The sequence below is a fragment of the Rhizobium sp. ZW T2_16 genome (assembly GCF_044987325.1).
GTDB lineage: Bacteria > Pseudomonadota > Alphaproteobacteria > Rhizobiales > Rhizobiaceae > Neorhizobium > Neorhizobium cellulosilyticum.
In genome coordinates, this window is the sequence record NZ_JBJDRG010000018.1 from 1 (window position 1) to 18,172 (window position 18,172).

Annotated in this window: 15 protein-coding genes and 1 pseudogene; 6 read left to right on the plus strand and 10 right to left on the minus strand. The window is 56.6% G+C overall.

Going from position 1 to position 18,172, the window contains the following annotated elements:
* Nucleotides 1-133 precede the first annotated feature (133 nt).
* Nucleotides 134-412 (plus strand): annotated as a pseudogene (locus tag ACI3K0_RS25235) (LysR family transcriptional regulator); the annotation flags it as partial.
* 164 nt (nucleotides 413-576) lie between these two features.
* Here the strand turns inward: ACI3K0_RS25235 and ACI3K0_RS25240 are convergent.
* The 5 genes from ACI3K0_RS25240 to ACI3K0_RS25260 form a co-directional block, all read right to left on the minus strand.
* A complete protein-coding gene (locus ACI3K0_RS25240) occupies nucleotides 577-4,767 on the minus strand; it encodes an autotransporter domain-containing protein (protein WP_206829225.1) in 4,191 nt (1,396 codons plus the stop codon).
* A gap of 307 nt (nucleotides 4,768-5,074) precedes the next feature.
* Nucleotides 5,075-5,704, minus strand: a complete 630-nt coding sequence (locus ACI3K0_RS25245; RefSeq protein ID WP_206829223.1) for an outer membrane protein — start codon at nucleotides 5,702-5,704, stop codon at nucleotides 5,075-5,077.
* A gap of 486 nt (nucleotides 5,705-6,190) precedes the next feature.
* The gene (locus ACI3K0_RS25250; RefSeq protein WP_404946440.1) at nucleotides 6,191-7,234 is read right to left on the minus strand and encodes a helix-turn-helix domain-containing protein; all 1,044 of its coding nucleotides are present in this window, start codon (nucleotides 7,232-7,234) and stop codon (nucleotides 6,191-6,193) included.
* A 570-nt stretch (nucleotides 7,235-7,804) separates the two neighbouring features.
* Nucleotides 7,805-8,554: a polysaccharide lyase gene (locus tag ACI3K0_RS25255; protein WP_206829219.1), complete on the minus strand. Its 750-nt coding sequence runs from the start codon at nucleotides 8,552-8,554 to the stop codon at nucleotides 7,805-7,807.
* Nucleotides 8,555-8,717: 163 nt separating this feature from the next.
* Nucleotides 8,718-9,629, minus strand: coding sequence for a hypothetical protein (locus tag ACI3K0_RS25260; RefSeq protein WP_206829217.1), 912 nt, complete (start codon nucleotides 9,627-9,629; stop codon nucleotides 8,718-8,720).
* Nucleotides 9,630-10,086: 457 nt separating this feature from the next.
* Here ACI3K0_RS25260 and ACI3K0_RS25265 point away from each other — a divergent pair, with 457 nt between their 5' ends.
* Nucleotides 10,087-10,539, plus strand: a complete 453-nt coding sequence (locus ACI3K0_RS25265) for a DUF995 domain-containing protein (RefSeq protein ID WP_206829215.1) — start codon at nucleotides 10,087-10,089, stop codon at nucleotides 10,537-10,539.
* A gap of 42 nt (nucleotides 10,540-10,581) precedes the next feature.
* Nucleotides 10,582-10,941 (plus strand): hypothetical protein, encoded by a 360-nt coding sequence (locus ACI3K0_RS25270; RefSeq protein ID WP_404946441.1) that lies wholly within the window; start codon nucleotides 10,582-10,584, stop codon nucleotides 10,939-10,941.
* Between the two features lie 495 nt (nucleotides 10,942-11,436).
* Here the strand turns inward: ACI3K0_RS25270 and ACI3K0_RS25275 are convergent, their stop codons facing one another.
* Nucleotides 11,437-12,888 (minus strand): CHAD domain-containing protein, encoded by a 1,452-nt coding sequence (locus ACI3K0_RS25275; protein WP_210349140.1) that lies wholly within the window; start codon nucleotides 12,886-12,888, stop codon nucleotides 11,437-11,439.
* Between the two features lie 202 nt (nucleotides 12,889-13,090).
* Between ACI3K0_RS25275 and ACI3K0_RS25280 the strand changes: the two genes are divergently transcribed.
* Nucleotides 13,091-13,261 (plus strand): NUDIX domain-containing protein, encoded by a 171-nt coding sequence (locus tag ACI3K0_RS25280; RefSeq protein ID WP_404946470.1) that lies wholly within the window; start codon nucleotides 13,091-13,093, stop codon nucleotides 13,259-13,261.
* A gap of 519 nt (nucleotides 13,262-13,780) precedes the next feature.
* On the opposite strand, the gene ACI3K0_RS25285 is transcribed toward ACI3K0_RS25280, so the two are convergent.
* A complete protein-coding gene (locus tag ACI3K0_RS25285) occupies nucleotides 13,781-14,101 on the minus strand; it encodes a hypothetical protein (RefSeq protein ID WP_404946442.1) in 321 nt (106 codons plus the stop codon).
* A 106-nt stretch (nucleotides 14,102-14,207) separates the two neighbouring features.
* Between ACI3K0_RS25285 and ACI3K0_RS25290 the strand changes: the two genes are divergently transcribed.
* Both ACI3K0_RS25290 and ACI3K0_RS25295 read left to right on the plus strand, forming a co-directional pair.
* Nucleotides 14,208-14,426, plus strand: coding sequence for a hypothetical protein (locus ACI3K0_RS25290; protein WP_286195154.1), 219 nt, complete (start codon nucleotides 14,208-14,210; stop codon nucleotides 14,424-14,426).
* Nucleotides 14,427-14,457: 31 nt separating this feature from the next.
* Nucleotides 14,458-15,081, plus strand: a complete 624-nt coding sequence (locus ACI3K0_RS25295; RefSeq protein ID WP_206829209.1) for a plasmid pRiA4b ORF-3 family protein — start codon at nucleotides 14,458-14,460, stop codon at nucleotides 15,079-15,081.
* A 149-nt stretch (nucleotides 15,082-15,230) separates the two neighbouring features.
* On the opposite strand, the gene ACI3K0_RS25300 is transcribed toward ACI3K0_RS25295, so the two are convergent.
* The 3 genes from ACI3K0_RS25300 to ACI3K0_RS25310 form a co-directional block, all read right to left on the minus strand.
* Nucleotides 15,231-16,157 carry an alpha/beta fold hydrolase gene (locus ACI3K0_RS25300; protein ID WP_404946443.1) on the minus strand — a complete coding sequence of 309 codons (927 nt, stop codon included), beginning with the start codon at nucleotides 16,155-16,157 and terminating at the stop codon, nucleotides 15,231-15,233.
* Between the two features lie 162 nt (nucleotides 16,158-16,319).
* Nucleotides 16,320-16,718: a nuclear transport factor 2 family protein gene (locus ACI3K0_RS25305; protein WP_174011565.1), complete on the minus strand. Its 399-nt coding sequence runs from the start codon at nucleotides 16,716-16,718 to the stop codon at nucleotides 16,320-16,322.
* 550 nt (nucleotides 16,719-17,268) lie between these two features.
* Nucleotides 17,269-18,162, minus strand: a complete 894-nt coding sequence (locus tag ACI3K0_RS25310) for an NmrA family NAD(P)-binding protein (protein ID WP_404946444.1) — start codon at nucleotides 18,160-18,162, stop codon at nucleotides 17,269-17,271.
* Between the last annotated feature and the right edge of the window lie 10 nt (nucleotides 18,163-18,172).

Here is an 18,172-nt window from a genome sequence, read left to right on the forward strand (position 1 = left end):
GGCCGCAGCAGCTCAGAAGAGAGGAGAAAAGGCCAATCCCTTGACCAAAGCCTGATCAAAAAACCATACTCAGAGGTGGCTCACTTCTCGGTGGAAAAACCGGCTCAGTTCCGCGTGGAAACCAACACCCTGGGAGCTAGAACGCGGTGACGAGACGGTCCGCATCGAGCCGCAGGGGCCGCTCACCGTGAGCATCAGCGGCGCGATAATTTTGGCCGTCGACATGGCAGTCGCCGGTGTCGGCATCATCGGACTGTTCGAGGAATGGCTGCAACCGCATATCGAGGCGGGCCACCTCGTGCCGGTTCTTCCCGAGTGGTGGTCTTCTTTTCCAGGGCCGTTCCTCTACTATTCCGGTCGCCGCTTAGTGCCGCCGCCGCTCCGCGCCTTCCTCGACTTCATAAAGCAGTGAAGTCTCCAAAATCTAGCAGCGTCATCCAGAGCGCTACCCGAGAACGGCACGGGCTTTTGATGATGACCACATCGAACAGGCGAAAATACCGGACAGCTATTTAAGCAGTAGCCGCCGAACTTTTCCCAGGCCGCCCGCTGATCTGAGTTATACACCTTGGTCTTTCAAAACCTGACACCGAGCTTGGCGTTGAAGCCATGGTCCTGGGCGCCATCGCCAAACTGCCCCTGATAGGCAATGGCGAGGGTAGCGTCTGGTGCGATATCGACATTGACACCGGCCTCGAACACGGCTGCATCCTTTGCAAGCGGATTGCCGAACACGGTGAAGGAATCGGAACCGGCGAAAGCGTGAATGGCGGTGGGCGTGATGTCTCCAAAGGCATGCCTCCATCCCAGCATGCCGGCGAGATCCATCTGCATGCTTCCGATCCACACATCTGTTTCGGCGCGAACTCCGAGAGTGGCAAAGGTCGTATCTGTCGTTTCGCCGGTGGAGGCAATAACCGCAGCGCCGCCATTTTCCCTGAAGCCATCCGTCTTGACGGTGACATGGGCAAGATTGACGAAGGGCTCGAAGTGACCGGCCGGCGTCTCCATCCGGTAGCCAAGTTCGCCGAAGGCCTGCAACGTGCCGGCATCGTAGCTTGCCGACAGACGGTCCGCAAAGCCGGTGAAGTCGACAGAGCGGCTGGTGTTGATGTCGCTCCAGCCATAGGCGACGCCCGAGCGGAACGACAGGGCTTGCCATTCTGCCCCTGCATAGAGCCCAACATGATAGGTGTCGCTCAAGGCTGACGAGGCACGGTCATCAGCATCAAAGGACGAATGGCTATAGCCGGCCAGCAGGCCCAGCCGCCAGGCATCGGTGACCATTGCGTCGGCGCCTCCGATAAAGCCCCCGGTCGAGCGATCGAGACTGGCGGCATTGCCGTTTGCATCGGTTGACCCCCATGAACCAAAACCCGTGCCCCAGAAGGCAAGACCAGACGAGGCCGTCCCGGGAGTTGAATCAGCGCCAAGGGCTGAGCGCAACCGATCATTGACCGTATTCCGGATATGGCGTGAATCCTCGATCAACCCTGTCACCACCGATGCGTGGATCTCACCCGAAAGCTGGTCGAATGCGGCCCGGGCCGTTCCCTCGTCGAGCTGCACGACCGCGTCGTGAAGCGCGTTACCATTGCGCAGGCTTTGCAATCCTTGCGCAGCGGCAATCTGATTGTGCGTCTCGGCGACCGTGGCAAAGTCGATGTCGTTTCGGGTCAGTGAGAGCGTGACATCATTGCCGTTATAGCCAAGCGTGGGATCGAGGAAGGCGAAGTCGGAGGTAACCGCGTCAAAGGAACCGTTCACACCATGCTGCGCCGAAAGGATCGTGTAGGTGGCCGCCGGATCATATGTACCGGTCATGCCGATATGGGCAACAGTGCCACCGTTGAGGGTGGCCGACCCCGTCACCTTGATCAGGTCGCTTTGTTTGCCGCCCGGAGCGACCTCGACCTCGTAGCGGGAGCCGGCATCAAGGACCAGATCGCCATCAACTGTCAGCGTGCCTATCGAATTGCCGGGTGCCAGGATCGAACCGGAAGCCAGTGTCACCGTCGATCCCGTTCCTGATCCAATCGTGCCTGCGCCCTGCAGACGCCCGCCGTTCCCAATCAACGCAGAGCCGCCGAGTGCCTCGTTGACGACAAGCGTCGTGCCCGAAACCTGACTCAGGCCTGCAAACGCGGAATTGTCGCCGGTCAGCGCGATCCGGCCTCCGCCATCGAAGGCAATGGTTCCCGAACCAGAGATGGCTCCACCATAGGTCCCGTTGTAGTCCTGGCTGAAAGTGAAGCGGGTCGCAGATGCCAGATTGAGATCGCCTGCGAAGCGGTCCGTCGCCGAAACGATACCGCCCTCCGTCACGGTCCAGTCGAGCATCGATACCCCGCCAAGGGTGAGCGTTCCTGCGCCACGCTTGATCATCTCGCCGCCGGCGCCGTCCAAGCCAGCGATATCGCCGGCAAAATACCCGTTCCTGGCTTGATCGAAGATTACGGCCCCGGCGTTGGCGATTGAACCGTGGATGGCATTTGTATTTGCGACCAGAGTTCCCGCCCGCACAAGCGTGTTACCCAGGTAGGAGTTTTCTCCTGTCAGTTTCAGCGTACCGTCGCCAAGCTTTTCGAAACCCCCTGGCCCTGAAATCGAACCGGACAGGATAAGCTCGCGATCGCGGAAAACATCGACGCGGCCGAAAGCGTTAAGGGCGATTGCACGGCCGGAGCTGAAGCCAGTCGTCGTGGCCAGCGTTCCTCCATCGAAGATCAATCCACCCGACGACGCGCCGAGATTGGCGTCCGACGACAGCCATAGCGTCCCGGCGGCAATCCGGGTACCGCCGGTGTAGGCGTTGTTGCCGGTCAGGACCAGGGACCCGGCGCCGGTCTTTACAAGACTGGAGGCGCCACTGAGCGTTGCGGATATTCCGGCCGCCATTCCACTGTCTGAAGCTCCGCCATCGCCAACCCTGATGATGGTCTCGCCACTGAGGCCAAGCAGCTCGACAGGATCGCCCGAGACGCGATATCCGTCGGTGGCAAACTGCATGCCAGTGACGCCGACCGCGCCTGCGGTATCATCGACCGCGACTGCCCCGGACATTCCCTGAAAGATCGCAAAAGTCGGATTCGGTTTGAAGGATCCGTTGACCGAGCCATTGTCGGAGGTCCAGTTGCGCCCGACGGCCGTCCAGGTACCGGAGCCTCCATCCACGGCATCATTATCGTGTAATGCTGCGTTGCCGCCGTCCCAGAAACCGAGCTCCGCCCCGGCGGTTGAGACCAGATTGACCCGACCCTCGACCGCGGTCTGAATGGAGAGATCGTCCGCGGTGACGCCGGCCGGCGTCGTGCCAATGGTCAAGCCATTGTCCGTCAATGCTCCGGCGTAGTCGAACAGTCGGTAAACCCCGGCACCGAACCCGCCCTGATCGGTGACCTGAAGCTTGCCGTCGAGTGTGAGGTTGCCCCCGACGTCGAAGAGCGCCGGCGATGAGATTCCTCCCAGCGCGACATCAATCGTGCTGCCCCTATCGAGCCTCAGATCACCGTTAATAGACAGGGACTGTCCCTGTTGGCCCGACAGAATACCACCGTTGGAGAGCGTCAGGCTGCCCTCAATCGCACCGCGACCCTCAACCCGTCCGGCGTCAGAGGCGGCAACATCGCCGCCGAAGAGGCCGTTCACCTGGAAGCTGCCGCCGTGCACCGATGCTGAGCTTCCCGTACCGTTGGCGGACCCAAGTTGCCCCGTCAGGTCGACAGCGCCCTCGGTGATCACCAGACCGCCGAAGAAGCCAGCACTGCTCCCGGAGAGCGTCATTGTGCCTGCACCGCGTTTTTCCACTTCTCCGCCGCCGGTGATCGGCATGGACAAGGCAAGAGTGTCATCATTGTCGATCGTCAACCGCGTGGCGGCGTCGTTGAGATTGACCGAGGATGCCGCGAATGAGGCTACGCCGCCGTCGCCGATCTGAAGCTCGCCATCCGCGACCGTTACCCCGCCTGAGAATTCACCGTCGCCCGTCAGGATCAGTGTGCCCGCTCCCGACTTGTTCAAAATGTTGAAGCCGCCATTCTCCCGGATGTTCGCGCCTATCGTATCCACCCCAGAGGTGTTCAAGCCGAATGTCACAGTGCCGGAGTTCGCGTTGATATCAGCGACGTCGAGGATGCCATCATTTCTGATATTGATCGCGGTGGTGTTTTCGAGGTCGAGAACATTGGCGGTAAACCGACCCTGATCAGAGATGCTGAGTTCCCAGGGAACGCCTTGGGAGCTTCCGAGACGAGCGCTATTCTCGGCCGTAATCTGGGAACCCATACCGGAGACGGATATTGTACCGCTACCTGCGCCTCCGCCTGCAGTTAGTATCGAGGTACGGAACTTCCCGCCATTCTCCACAGCAAGGAGACTGGTACCATCCTGCCAACCGAGCGTCGTGAACGTTCCAACGGTCGCTACCGAGCCATTGCCGTCCACAATCAAGGTGCCCGAGGAGCCTGGCAAATAACCGAGCGTCAATTGCCCAGCTACGCCAAGCGTGCCGCCGTCCTCGACCTTCAGCGTGTTAGCACCCAGAGTTCCCACGTAAACGTGATATGCCGCCGCTCCTGGGGCGTCGATATAGGCTGTTCCGCCACCGCGAATATCGACAACATCTCCGCCGGAAGGAGCTAGCCCATCCCGCCAGTTGGCCGCTGCGAACCAGCTCCCGTCCGTGCCTGAATTCCAGTACGCGGAGGTTTCCTGCGCTCGCACATCCGTCAGACCAACCGCGGTCGAGGCGATGACCGCCGTCGACATTGACAGCAGGCACCTCAGTCGCCTGCTTGGAAACAATGATAGCTCGGGCTTGCCGGACGCTCCAGTTCTTACAGGCGTCGGTGGCATGAGCATGCATTCCGTGTTCGACATCAATGTTTAGTCCTCAGGGCGCAGGTATCGCGATGAAGCCGCAGCAATTTGCAAGAACTCCGGATTTCGATGTGCGTGAGTGATCTGACTTCGCTACGGGCCAGTGCGTCGATTTGCGGATTAAAGCCTGCAGACCGTATGAAGGCCAAAAAGACGACAAGGGATGATCTTCCGCTTTTCGGCTTTCTGGACGCTGTCAGAATTTTATGCCGAGGCCAACCTTGATGGCGTGCTGGTCGACATCAACGTTGACACCCTGAAGATCCTGGTCGCCGAAATCATTGTAGCGGTACTCGACACGGCCAAACACGTTGCTGGTGAAGGCGTAATCAAGTCCGGCTCCGATTGTGTAGCCGCTGAAGGTGGCTTCGTCCTTGCCAAGTCCTGGCACATCCACATAGCCCTGCGTCGCCGCCCAGCCCGCTGTGGCATAGACAAGAGCGTGGTCGAAGGCGTAGCCCAGGCGACCCCGTACCGAACCTGCCCAGTCAGTCCCGAATTCAGCACCAAAGATTTCCGCCTCATTCCAGTTATACTCGACATCGCCCTCGACACCGATGACGACGTTATTATCGAACTGGTAGTTGTAACCCGCGAAAGCTCCGAGAAGCCCACCGTTTGCATCTTCCGAACTGGATATGCCGAAGCCGGAAAACTCACCGGTTGCCCAAGCGCCGCCACCCTGGATACCAAGGTATGCGCCTGTCCAGGTGAAGGCAGGCGGTTGATATGCAGCCGGCGGCGGCGAATGCTCGACAACGACGTCTGCTGCTTTCGCCACGGACGTGCTGAGCGCGACGAGCGCGGAAAGAACTACTATTTTCATGATGGCGTACTCCAACTGCGGATTATCTGTTTCGTTGTAAAAGCATGGGCAAGCTGGCCGTCCGCAAAAAAGTCCTTCGACGGCGCGAGACGTGGCCCCGATCAGGCGCTGACCCGTACCAAGCAAAGAGGATTGGCCGCACTTCTATCGAAGCCGAGGTAGTCGGCGGGTCGTTGAGTCTAAACAGGCTTTTGGCGAAGCGCCTTGATGCTCGGCGGCCTGAAAGCGTGCTGACGACCATCAACGCAAGCAATGCATCGTAGAAAAACTCCCTATCCACGCGTCACCGAAGCAGCGCATCCCATAAAGTCCGGCGCCTTATGGGACGCGACCGTTGCTCCGAAAATCAGGGTTCAAAAACCAGATCTTTGGGCGGGATAGAAGAAACTTTAAGCGGTTTAAGGCGAATCTATCCGAGCGCGCAAATCGCCTAGGCAAAAATACTCGTAGCGCGCACGGTAGCCGCGGACCAGGCAGATTGATCCCTTACTGTCCCCACAGGGAGGCGCGATCGAACCAGCTTTGTGATTCGCGCGAACCCAAAGCCCAATTCCGTTGAGCGACGGCCCGGATTTCACGCGGTGTGAGCCCATGAAGACGCTGGAACGCGCGCGCGAAATTGTGAGCATAAACGAAACCATGCTCAAGCCCGATTTCGGCTATTGATTTGTGAACTTGCGACGGATCGCGCAGCGCCGCACGCGCTAGCTCCAGGCGTCGTCTCTGAAGGTAGTTTGACACCCCGCCCTCGCCGGAAAAAAGATAGGTGAGCTTGCGTAGCGAAATGCCAAAGGCAGCGGCAATACCGGCCGGGGACATGTTCGGATCTAGCGCGTTCGCATTGATGTACCGGCGAATTTCACCCAGTTGTGCAACGGTCATTCCCCGCGATACGTCCTCTCTTTGTACCCCGTTCAGCGTCGCGGCGACGAGCTCTACGGTCGGGGCTGCAAGCGCCGCCGCCTGCGTGGCATTCAGAAGCGGAAGCGCGCGCCAGAGATTGTCGACGTGACTCCGCAATAAACCCACCATCGGCTCATCAGCAGCGAGAACCCGCATGTTTTGTTCGTCGGGGTTGGTGAGCAGCGGCGCGAGCAGCGGTCGAGGCACAAACAAGGTCAGATTGGTAAAATTACCGACAGATCCCGCGTGCGCCTGTGCCGCATCGTGAATGATCAGATCCCCTGGCGTTGCCTGAGCTTCCTGTCGTCCGTCCTGGCGGCTCCAGCGGCCGGCCGAATAAAACTGAACCTCGAAATGATCATATCCGTCCGCTCCGGCACGGTAGCTGGAACGGCTCAGTTTTTGTCCGACGCTGGCGCAATAAGTGAGCAAGATCGCGCCCAGGCGGAAGGTACAATGCGTCGTAAAAAATGCTTCGGGTTGAGAAATACTAACATCATAAAGAGAGCCTGCGGTCTCCTGCCAGAATTCAATAGCTCGTCCCAAGGGCAAGTTGCGGGTGTCCGTTTTAAACAGAAGAGCCGGACCGTTCCCCGTCTCTTCCTGGTTACTTGCTTTCTCATTCATGCCAGCCTCACCAGGTTGGTTGCAGCCAAAAAGCGTTTACTCATAGCTGCTAACGTTTCGATTTTGCTCATTTTTGCCGCGAGGAGGCAATCGCTTTTTGACAAAAGATGGCCATACCACACGTCTGGAAACGACCCGAACCGGCTTAGACAGAGCCGCCTGCTGGACCGGTTATCATATCGGGAACATCGAAAACACTGCCACTCCAGCATGATGTGCACGAATCTTAGACTAGAAAGCACCCCGGCACCCAGCTGCCAGCGCCACCGCACTCTCATCCGCACCAGTTCTCCAACTCCGCCACCAAAGAAGATAGCCGAACGACTCCGCCGAAGTTTTGGGATGGCCGCTTTGAGCCCAAGCACGACTGACGGCGTGGGCTAGTCACTTTCACCGAGAGTTGCTGGCGAGCGCTATGGGATCAGGCCCGTCGCCCGGGTCCGGGCACGGATGGAGCTGTCAGCAGCAGGATCAGTGCACCGCCCGAGATGAGCACCGCCAGATGCAGTGCGGCCAGACGTTTTGTCAAAGACCATATTGATGAGGCCGCTGGCGACCTGCGACAAATTATCACCGCCGTTCAACTGACGCACGCGTCGTTCCGCGATTGATATCCCGGAACCACGCAATCAATGTGGGGTAAGACTTCCCACGATACCGGCTCACAAAGCTTCTATAAATGCCGTACTTGAAATAGACGGGCTGATCTCTGTCAACGTTTGGCCCCGAAAGGTCAACCTTCTGCCGTCCATCGACCCATACCTTGATAAAGCCGTCTCGCTTCGTGGACCATCTGGCGTGAACAAGCATATCAGTCCAGGCGCCACGCATCTGAGAGGCTGTCTTCAGGGTGATGTTGGATAGCGGCCGCACCGGGTTCATCGGATCGGTTTGTTTGAGACTTGGATTGGAGAGTTCGAACCCGTAAGCATTGTCGTCAAGCTGAAAAAGAACCGGCGGTTTTCCCTCACCCTTTTGATGAAATTGGCCGAGCTTTGTATTGACCGGACCCGTCCTCGGCCAATCTTTAGGGACGAAAACAGAAAAATGGTACCAGTATTCCGAGCCTACCTTTGACGCTGGCATTTGCTCGGACCTTTCAACCCGCTCCCTGTCGGCGCGGCAATCTCCCGTCATCTTCGGGCAATCACCAGCGTGCAGCTCAAATCGTTCCGCCACAGAGCCATCGGGAGCTTTCGATTTTCCATAAGCATATCGCTTCCCGGCCGTTTGAAGTTCGAAACTGCTGAAACCGCCCGCAGACGAATCGTGCGCGTATACGGTCAGGGCAGCACAGAGCAAAGCTCTGATCTTTTTCATTGTTTTCCTCCGAAGAGCGGTGAAAGCTATCCAGCATATATAGATTGGATGACCGGATTGCGCCTCCCAGGTGGGAGTGGGGAACGATCCCGATTGAGGAAGGGTCGTAGGGCGTCCAAAGCTGCGCGTTCCGCAAAAAACAGCAGCCTCGCATGAGCTACGGCTACTCCAGTGAGTACAATAAAGCCCGTAGATCGGCTTGGTTTGATACGCCAACTTTCCTGAAGAGGGATTTCAGTTTCTGTCTCGCGTTTTCATAACTGATCTGAGAAAGAGATGCGGCGTCTGCAAGCATCAAGCCACTTGCCAGCGCTTTGCAGAGCCGAAGCTCTGAAGCCGTCAAACCATATGCGCGAAGGAGAAGATCGCCTTCGAATGTGTCTAATCGGATGCCGATCCGATGCACCTGGATCAGGAACTGGCTACGCCCGCTAATTAACTGGTTGCTGAATGCGGAGGGGAGTTGGTTGACGGAGATCACCCAGCGCTCTTCTCCAGCCATCATTAGATGTTTCGAGGTAAGATCGCGAGGGCCGTTCCGCAATGCGCCGACAACCGCAGTCGTCGTTGCCCGATCTGCAAACCGGACGACGTCCTGTCGACAGCCAACCGGGAAGCCGCTGCGGAAGGCCGTCAAGGCCCGATCGTTTGCATCGACCAGTTTCATGCGGTCATCGACTACGAACGCTATCCTGCTTTGCAAGCTGCTCAGCGCCGCTTTTGCAATGGAAGATCGAGACGAATTAGAAAAGTAAGATGCAATCTGGAGCGCATTTGCCAGGCTTCGGCGCGTACTTTGCATCACCGCCTCAAGTGGAAGCTCGTAGGCAAATGACATTCTCTCCGGAAAATGAACTGGAAGATAGATGACCTCCTCGTCATGCACCTGCAGACGCAGCCCGACAGCAGCATCGAAGTCCCCGACAGCCTTCATCCATTCCTCGTAAAAAACGCTTCCATGATATCGCCCGGCCGGATCGTCGCGTTGCGCCACGAGGATCGCGCCGTTACTGGCGTGTTGCCAGAAGTTCCGCCACGGATTGACGTAGGAATAGTGGTGGACGAACGAGTGCAAGTGTCGTTCCTCCAGACCATCCGATACAACGAACCCGACGTCAGGCCGTACAAAATTCTGGCTCAACAGGGCTGCGTATGTACCCGGGAATGCATCCGTGAAAGTGGAGCACAAGTCTGACCAGCTACGGAGGCCCGCTGAAGCCTCGGTCACCACCGACGCGATGTCTTCGCATACCTGAGACAACTCATGCGCTGACTTCATGGGCGCCCCTCAACGTTGAAACATCAGCATTAAGCCAGACAATAATATGCAACTCAAGAAGGCATCTCCCAAGTGGGAGTGTCCGCGTGTCTTCCTGTTTGTTATCACACACAAGTATGGAAATTGGATTCAAGGCCTCAGCAAAGGTGCGTTTGCTAGATCCTTGATAGGTAAAACTTACTCTTACAATATCAACGATGCTGAAATACCAGTTTAGATACAGTCTTCACGGCCCCATGAGATGGATAAAATAATGATCAAAATATACGTTATTGCGATTTCTACTGTATTTGCTGGAATTGCTGGTCCCGCAAATTCCGCCACCCTTCCCGCCGGGGCAACTAGGCTTACGAAGGAAGAAATTCGCGTCATGTATGAGGGTAAATCGGCGGACTGGAAAAGTGTTCGCGTCTTCTTCGCTCCTGACGGGTCTGCCAAACTCGTGCGAAAGGATAAGAAGGCCTATGGTGAAGGCCATTGGGCGGTAAAAGAGAACGAAATGTGCCTGACTATCACTCCGGTCGATGTTGCGAAGGGCAAGCGCGAGCCGATGAAGGATTGCTACGCGTGGCACAAAGTGGGCACGAAGTACTATATGCTTTGGTCCGGGGATAAGGACAAGAAGGACGCGTATCGCGACGACGAGCCTAGTCGTCTTGTCAGCGGCGATCAGGTTTCACAAGATTTCCTATCGATCAAAAAGTAATCCCGAAATGAGTTGTTTTGGAGAAGTAGCTGGAGGAAAACCATGAAATTTGTACGGGCATCTTTAATATTGGCGACTGTCTGCATTGCGGCATTCGCGAACTCATCGGTGGCGTTGTCAGATGACTATGGCGAGTTGGCTGGTAACTATTCCGGCAAGAACAAACAAGGGGGAGAGGTCATCCTTACAATTCCGAACAGCGGAATTCCCTCATACACATTCAATGGTGCAAGACAGAAGGTGGCCGGCGCAAAGACAGCGGGCAAGAATATTGACCTCGTCGTTCCTGTGGACGGCGGTGATGCCAGGATCACAATATCGCCGGCCGGGAAAAACAAGTTATCCTGGAACTTCCGCTTTAAGAATATCAAAGACACGACAATCCTGGTCAAGAAGCAATAATTCTCAAGGTCCTTCGTGGGCGCGAGGGATATGCGAATTTCGATGAATTCAGACAGTCAGGCGTGGGCCAGCATTTCGCCAAGGCGCGAACAGCAGGATCCGTCGAATCCGCTAGCCTGGTTGCAGTTGTTATTGATTTCGTTTCATCTCTGGCGGTGTTTTCCGGTTGCGCGTGCCTTCGCCTCAGAGCGTTGTGCGGTGACGGCGTGGCTATTCCCGCCCAGGATTACGTCCTCGAAGTTTTGCGGCAGATCAATACGCTGTACTTCGTTCAAAGGGTTCCCCGGTAATCAGGGACTAGCACCCTCGTGCAAGCTTGTCGATGACGCGGGGAAATCGTCAGTCCGGCCTGGCAAGCCCGCTGTTTTTGGGGAAACGCCACGAAACTCGAACAGCTATGGAACGCGATTTCATTTCACCTTCTCGCCAGGCGACTGCCATATCCCTCCTTCTATGCAAACGCGCTGCCAACTTCAGCGGTTCATCTTACTCGCTTCAGCGCCAAAACCTCTTGGCATCGAGAACGTTGTCCAGTGCGTCCTGCGCCATTCTGATCAGCTTCGCTTTCTCGGCATGAACGATCAGGTCATCTGCTCCGGCAAGACCACGCAAACCATGCCCCTCCAGGACTTCTGGTCCGGTTGCCAAATCATTCAGTGCGCCCAGTTCGTCCTGCAACGCTTCCATCGCGCCAACGAAACCCTTGTACCGCCGCACGCCTCGTTTGTCAGGGAATAGAGAGCGGAAGAACTCGGTAGCATAGCGAAGTTTCTTTGCATCCTTGCGGGCCTCATGACGATGCTCGTCATCGACCCCGGACAGATCCTGTCCGTGCTTCTTGAGCTTCTTGCGCGCTTTGTCGAGCGCCTCAACGGCATATTCGGTAGCCGGACGCTCACCCACGTCTCTCGTTGCCGCATTTGTCAAATAGTCGCCACAGTGAAGCCACTCGTTGAAATCGAGCGTGAGCGCCCGCGTCCGGGAGCTGTCAAGCGCCTCCATAACATTGGCATAGGCGGTGGCTCTTTTTTCGGTGAGGCTATCGCGTAATTCACCTGCCTTGGCTTTCGGGAGAAGGACGTCGAGATTTCGCGCCTCCCCGAGAACGCCGGCCAGCCATCGGAACTCGGCCGACAGTCTTTTCGCCTCACCGTCCTGCAGCATTGGCTTGAACAGGGTGATCGCCGAGCGCAGGCGCCGGAGTGCGACACGAGCTTGGTGCAGCGATTCTTCGTTTTTCCTGCTGCGAAGGATCGTCTCGTTCAAACGAAACTGTCGGAAGCATGAATGGGCGATCGTCTGGAAAGCTTCGCAGGTGTTGCCCTCACGATCCAACTCGACTGGGTCGGCTTTGACGACGGCGCGCTCCGCCTCCAGCAGACGAAAACCCTTCTCGGCCTTGGAGAGGACTCCAAACCGGAAAGGGACGATGTCTTCGATCTTTCGGGCAAGCGAGAAAAGGTCCTTCGATTTGCCGTCCTTGAGTTCAAGTTCCAGCTCAAGGATGGGAGTTTCGCGTTCGATAGAGCGGACGGATCCCCGGTCGAGCGCGACCTCGATATTCGAACCATTTTCCTCAACGTTCCAGATCCGACGCTCGTTAACGACCTCAAACCTGGGCCGCACATCCTTTGCCTTATCGCCAAACTCGTTGACCAGCGGGCTTGTGTGGTCGACCACCGGGGTGTCACCCGTCGCCGGAGTTTCCCATTCGCTCCGCGCGAATATCGAAGCGCTCGGACCCGTGGCCTTAACAGTTTGCGTCCTCGCAGTGCCGACCTTACGGATCCGGAGCGTGAAGCCCTCCGCAAAAAATGCATTGTCGTTGATGTCGAAATAGGTTGAGGTCTGCTCGATCGTCTCATCGGGATCGCCAAGCAAGTCCCATGATGAAAGACGCTCGAAACCGGCAGCATCAATTTCAAGTTTCAATTCGACTTCAGCCAACTCCACGCTCCCTGGTGTGATCTTCGCGATTGAACGCCCGTCAGGTCGATATAGTTCATCTTCCTGTAATAGCTATGACTGTAGCAAGACCCCGCAAAAGCCTGAGACGGATATATGAGATGGCGCGCTCTGCCTTCGTGGATCGCCCAAAGGGGAGCAGCAGGTCCTTCTTGTCGGTAGCCGTCGCAACGGACGGTGGGGACTGCCGAAAGGCCATATCGAACCCGGGGAATCGTCGCATAAAGCCGCCGCGCAGGAAGCATATGAGGAGGCAGGCGTCCGTGGCGAAATATCCCAAACGGTTGTCGGATCGTTTTTCTATTCGAAAGATAGCAGCCCGAACCGCTACCGGGTGATCGTGCATCGGCTTTAGCGTCACCTCGATTGATGAGGACTACCCCGAACAGGGGCTCAGAGCCAGGCAGTGGTTTAAAGTCTTAGACGCCGCGAATGTCGTGGGCCACGAAGGTTTGCGCGACCTACTGCAAACATTGAGTTAGGACCGCGACATGTCATGCCTGCCAGAGGCGATCCGATTAGCCGGAAAGAGTCACTGACTTCCGCTTCAGTGGTGTCAGCGGTCCCGGTGCTTTTCGCTTGCCGGATATGAAATGAATCTTCCATACGTCGCTGACCTTCAAAGCAGCGTGATCCAGCTATTGTGCCGAACAGCGCCCTTGCGAAGGCGAGACTGGTGAACTTGCCCCGTCCGGAAGCCAACGGGGATCTCCATGAGCATCCGCAAACAGCCGACGCATCGTCCGGCCCGTTTGGCATCGCACAGATGCCGGTTCACGGCACAAGCTTCATTTCGATAATTCTAAGGGTCCAACGCAAAGACAGACCCAATATCTCGAAATGAATGGCCATAGAGGTATATGGCATCAACACACTAGGGCAGCAGTCCGCTCTCCCGATATGTCGCAATGATCTCCTCATACAGCGAGACATCGTTTCTGGTATGGGCGATCAACTGCGCGCCTTGGACAGCGGCGTAAATGGCCTTTGCCCGACGCTGGTTTTGCTCTGTCTTGTCGGGATCGCGCATGGCCAGCACGCGTTCAAGCCATCGTTCGTTCATCTCGCCGTATTTGACAACTTCAGTTTGGACTTCTTCCGGAAGCTGGTTCCGCTCGGCGCCCGGCATTCCGGCAAGGCACAGGCGGTTGTCGGCGCGCAGGGTGTCGGCGAAGACCTCGGTGTAACGCGCCATGCATGTCTCGACGTCGAGCCCCTGCGTTAGCATCTCCCTCGAGAACAGCCCCGTAATGCTGGCGAGTGCCGCACCCAGTTCGCCCTTGGTCGCGGAGTAATAGTGAATGCTTGGCGCTCTTGATGCCGACATCCTTGGCGAGCTCGCGAAAGCTGAGGCCGCCATAGCCGAGATCCTGCACGGTAAAACCTTGGCCTCCGGTGGTCCGGTCTTCGCCTTCATTGATCCTGACGGCGACGAGCTCGTTGCGTTCGCTCGCGCAATGACGGACGAGCGTACGACGCCGCAAAATATCTTGGCCATTCGGCGCGAGCGAACGTCTTGACGATCCTTCGCCAACCTTGTTCACTCGGCCAATGTTCAAAGCCGCAAACGCTGTGCAGATCAGAGTTTCCATCGACGCCATCGAGCCGGGCATCTGGCGTCGTCTGGTCCTGCCGATCCCTTGGAACCTAGAGCATCTGCATCTCGGAATTCAGGCCGCATTCAACTGGTGGAACTATCATCTCTATGACTTCCGCATCGGTGGTCTCCGGTACGGGGACGTTGAGATCCTCACGGAAGATGCGACCGAGGACGATCCTCGGGTCTTCGATCAGAGCGAGGTTCGCCTGATGGACTTCGATCAAGGTGCCGTCTTCAGCTACCACTATGATTTCGGGGATGGTTGGCGGCCCACCGTTGTGGTCGAGGAGTTCTTGACGCTCACTGCTACACCCAAACACGGGAGCTGCATCGCCGGCGAAAGGGCGCGCCCGCCCGAAGATGTTGGTGGCGTGTCGGGATATGAGCGGTTCCTGGAGATCGTCGCCGACCGGGAAGACCCTGAATATGCCGAAACCATTCGGTGGTGCGGTGGCCACTTCGATCCCGAATGGTTCGACCTGTCGATCGTGGACAAAGATGTTCGCAATGCTCTGCGCTCGAACGTCAGACGACGCTTGTATCAACCGAAGCCGAAAGCCGTTCCGAAGAAATAAGTTGTCTAGGTTCAACGTGATCGCCTTGAGCGGATACGAACCGCTGACCCCTACGTATCTTGCCCTTTTTTCCGTAACGTGTTGTCCCATCGAAAAAACTTAAAGACTCGCCGATATAGATTTTTACCGCAACCCTTCCCCGAATATTCCTAGAGTGAGCCTGCGCCGAAGCGCGCAATGATTTCTCGAGCGATATCCTGATGTCGTTCCTCCAATGCAAAATGACCCGAGGCATAATGGCGGACTACGGTGTTCGTATCGTATTCTGCGAAGGCGTCAGCGCCTCTCGGCGCAAAAATTGGGTCTCCGTCGCCCCACACTACAAGCGCTTTGGGTCGCGCGTTTTGAAGATAGGCTTGCCAGGCGGGATAGAGATCAAGATTTGAGACAATGTCCAACTGAAGGTCGGTCGTTGCTTTGTGGCGGGCAGGATCAGCAAGTGCAAAAGCATCCGAGGACCACGCATCGGGGCTAACCTCATCTGGTCTATTTGCCCCCTTTCGGTACAAGAGTATATCTGTAGCCAAGCTAACCCGGCTTTCTGCTGCGGCTCGTCTGTCAAGAGTCGATAAAGCCTTGGAACTCTCGAGTGCCTTGAGCCGGTTCGGTTCCCAGCCATCAAGCGACACCGGAGTGTTTTGAATAATAAGACCAGCGATTCGATCGGGATGGCGAAGTGCCAATCTAATCCCTACCGGGCCCCCAAAATCCTGCATGTACAATATCGTCGTGTCGGCATGAACGGCTCGAAGAAAGCCTTCGATGTAGTCAGCCACTCGGTCAAAAGTTAGCGGGTCGGCACCATCAGATGGGATACCACTATTTCCCATCCCAGGATAATCAGGCGCGAAAACATGGAAATCTTGACTAAGATCTGGCAGAAGATCTCGGAACATGTGGGACGAGGAGGGAAAGCCGTGAAGCAGGACGATTACGGGCTTGGTCGCATTGCCCGCCTCCCTGTAGAATATATCGACCCCATCTACCTTCATTTTTCGCTGACTGACAACCTCCGAACCAGCTGCCGCAAGCGGCGTAAGGCACGTCGCGAGGAGACCAGCGCAAAGAACGGTCATCCACTTTCTCACCATTGCCATCGTTACTCACTTTCTTAATTTATCCCGCTACCTCTCACGAGAACGCAAAGAGCGACTATGAATAGCGATCCAAGTCTGCCGCTTCGGGCGACATGGGCGATAGAGAGGACTTTGTTTCCGTCAGACGCTACGTGAAGAACGTTACTCGGTACTGGGGAATTGATCGCCAAACATCGGGTGGCCCCCCGCAGACTCTTCGATCGTTGCCTCTTCTTGAAGGACGTCCCAGTGTTCGACGAGTATCCCGTTGTTAATTCTGAACATGTCAACCGCCACTAGTGCTCGCTGACAAGGCTGCGCATATCGACCGTGAATCATTACGAACTCTCCGTCTGCCATGGCCAGGCCCGGCTCGTAGCGTGTTCCCTCCGGCATGCTACGCACAAGGCCGAACAGCCCATCCCTCCCTGGAGGTACAAGGCGGCTATGCTGGACATAATCGAGTGACCAGCGCTCCGCTGCCGTCTCGAAATCTCGCTTGTTGAACAGGATGTCTAGTGCATCCAGCACCAAGCTTTTGTTAGTGGTGAGAGATCCCATTGCTCTAACCTTCTTGTTGTTGGAATGAAATAATGTGGGGCAAAATTCAAAACAGCCGGTGGCTGCTGACACTCTACCGACATTGAGGCCTGTCCACCCGCCCTTACGCTAGCGTAGCTTGCTCGGGCCCAAAACCCCGGTTCTATGGCATCGCACTAGCTGAACCCGCGCGAGATTGGCCGTGACGATTGATGAGCAAGCGAGCACCTTTCATCGTAACGAAGCACATCTGAGGGTTGCCGCGCCTACCGGCAAAGACGCCCGGATACTTTGTACTGCGGACGACGTCTATTTCTGATGGCGGGAGTATGCGCAAATAGCCGCTAGCGCCTCGCCGGGATACGTCCACATCAAGTAATCTGAGAATATCCGCACCGGAATACCACAATCGCCCTTTTGAGAAGATAGTGCGAACCGGTAAATTTCCGCCCGTTAGAGCGGGAAAACAATTACCGTTTACCCGGTTCGTCGGCTGGCGGTCGGCCAGGCGCCGAGCCATCGTCGGCACTCCAGTCTCACAGAGTGAATCGCTAAGCATGTGTTATCCGACCTAGTCCCTGTCCTGGAAAAGGTTAAACTCGTCTCGGTGAAGAGTAACAAACGCTTCAACGGTCAGGGGCGCTTTGCCTGTGACCTTTCCGATGACCGTATCGGCGCCAGCGAAAACACCGTTCTGGTAGTCGATCGCGATCGCACAGAAATGCTGGACGAGAAACGGTGGGAGTCCCTGCGCCTCCAGCCTCGCCTTGTACTCTGCAATCGTGGTCGGCTTGTACGATACCGTGGTACCGAGTGCGTCACTGATGGCGCTGGCAATCTCAGACTGGCTTAACTCTGTCGGTCCATGCAGTGTATAGGTATTGCCGACATGCACGTTGGGCTCCGTCAGAACCGCCGAGATGAAACGAGCCTGATCCTCGGCCGCGATCGGCGCGTGCTTCCCGTCTCCGTAGGGCAGGTCAATCAATCCGTTATTGACGATCGATGCTTGCGCATGGGGATATAGAAACCATTGCGAAAAGAATGTTGGCCTGAGATGCACCACAGGGAGACCAGCCCAGTCAAAGATTCGCTCGGAAATCCAGTGATCACGAGCTGCATGACTTGCTGAATCGCTTCGCGCGGAGATCTGCGACATGTTGACGACCACTGCGGGACCTGTTCGGCGCAGCGCATCCGATAAATACGCTGTCGCCTGAATGATCCCGGGTCGAACAGGATAGCAGAAATAAACACCGTCGACGTTGTCCGCTACGGACACGACATCGTCGTGGTCCAACATATCTCCGACGACCACTTCAGCCCCAAGCGCTTGAAGTTTTTGAGAGCGGCCATCTGCCTTCCTGACAAAAGCCCGCACCGAATGCCCAAGCGCCAATAGCTCCGCGACCGTATAAGTGCCGGTAACGCCTGAGGCACCGGTTACCAAAAAGGTTTTTTTCATCGTATGCCTC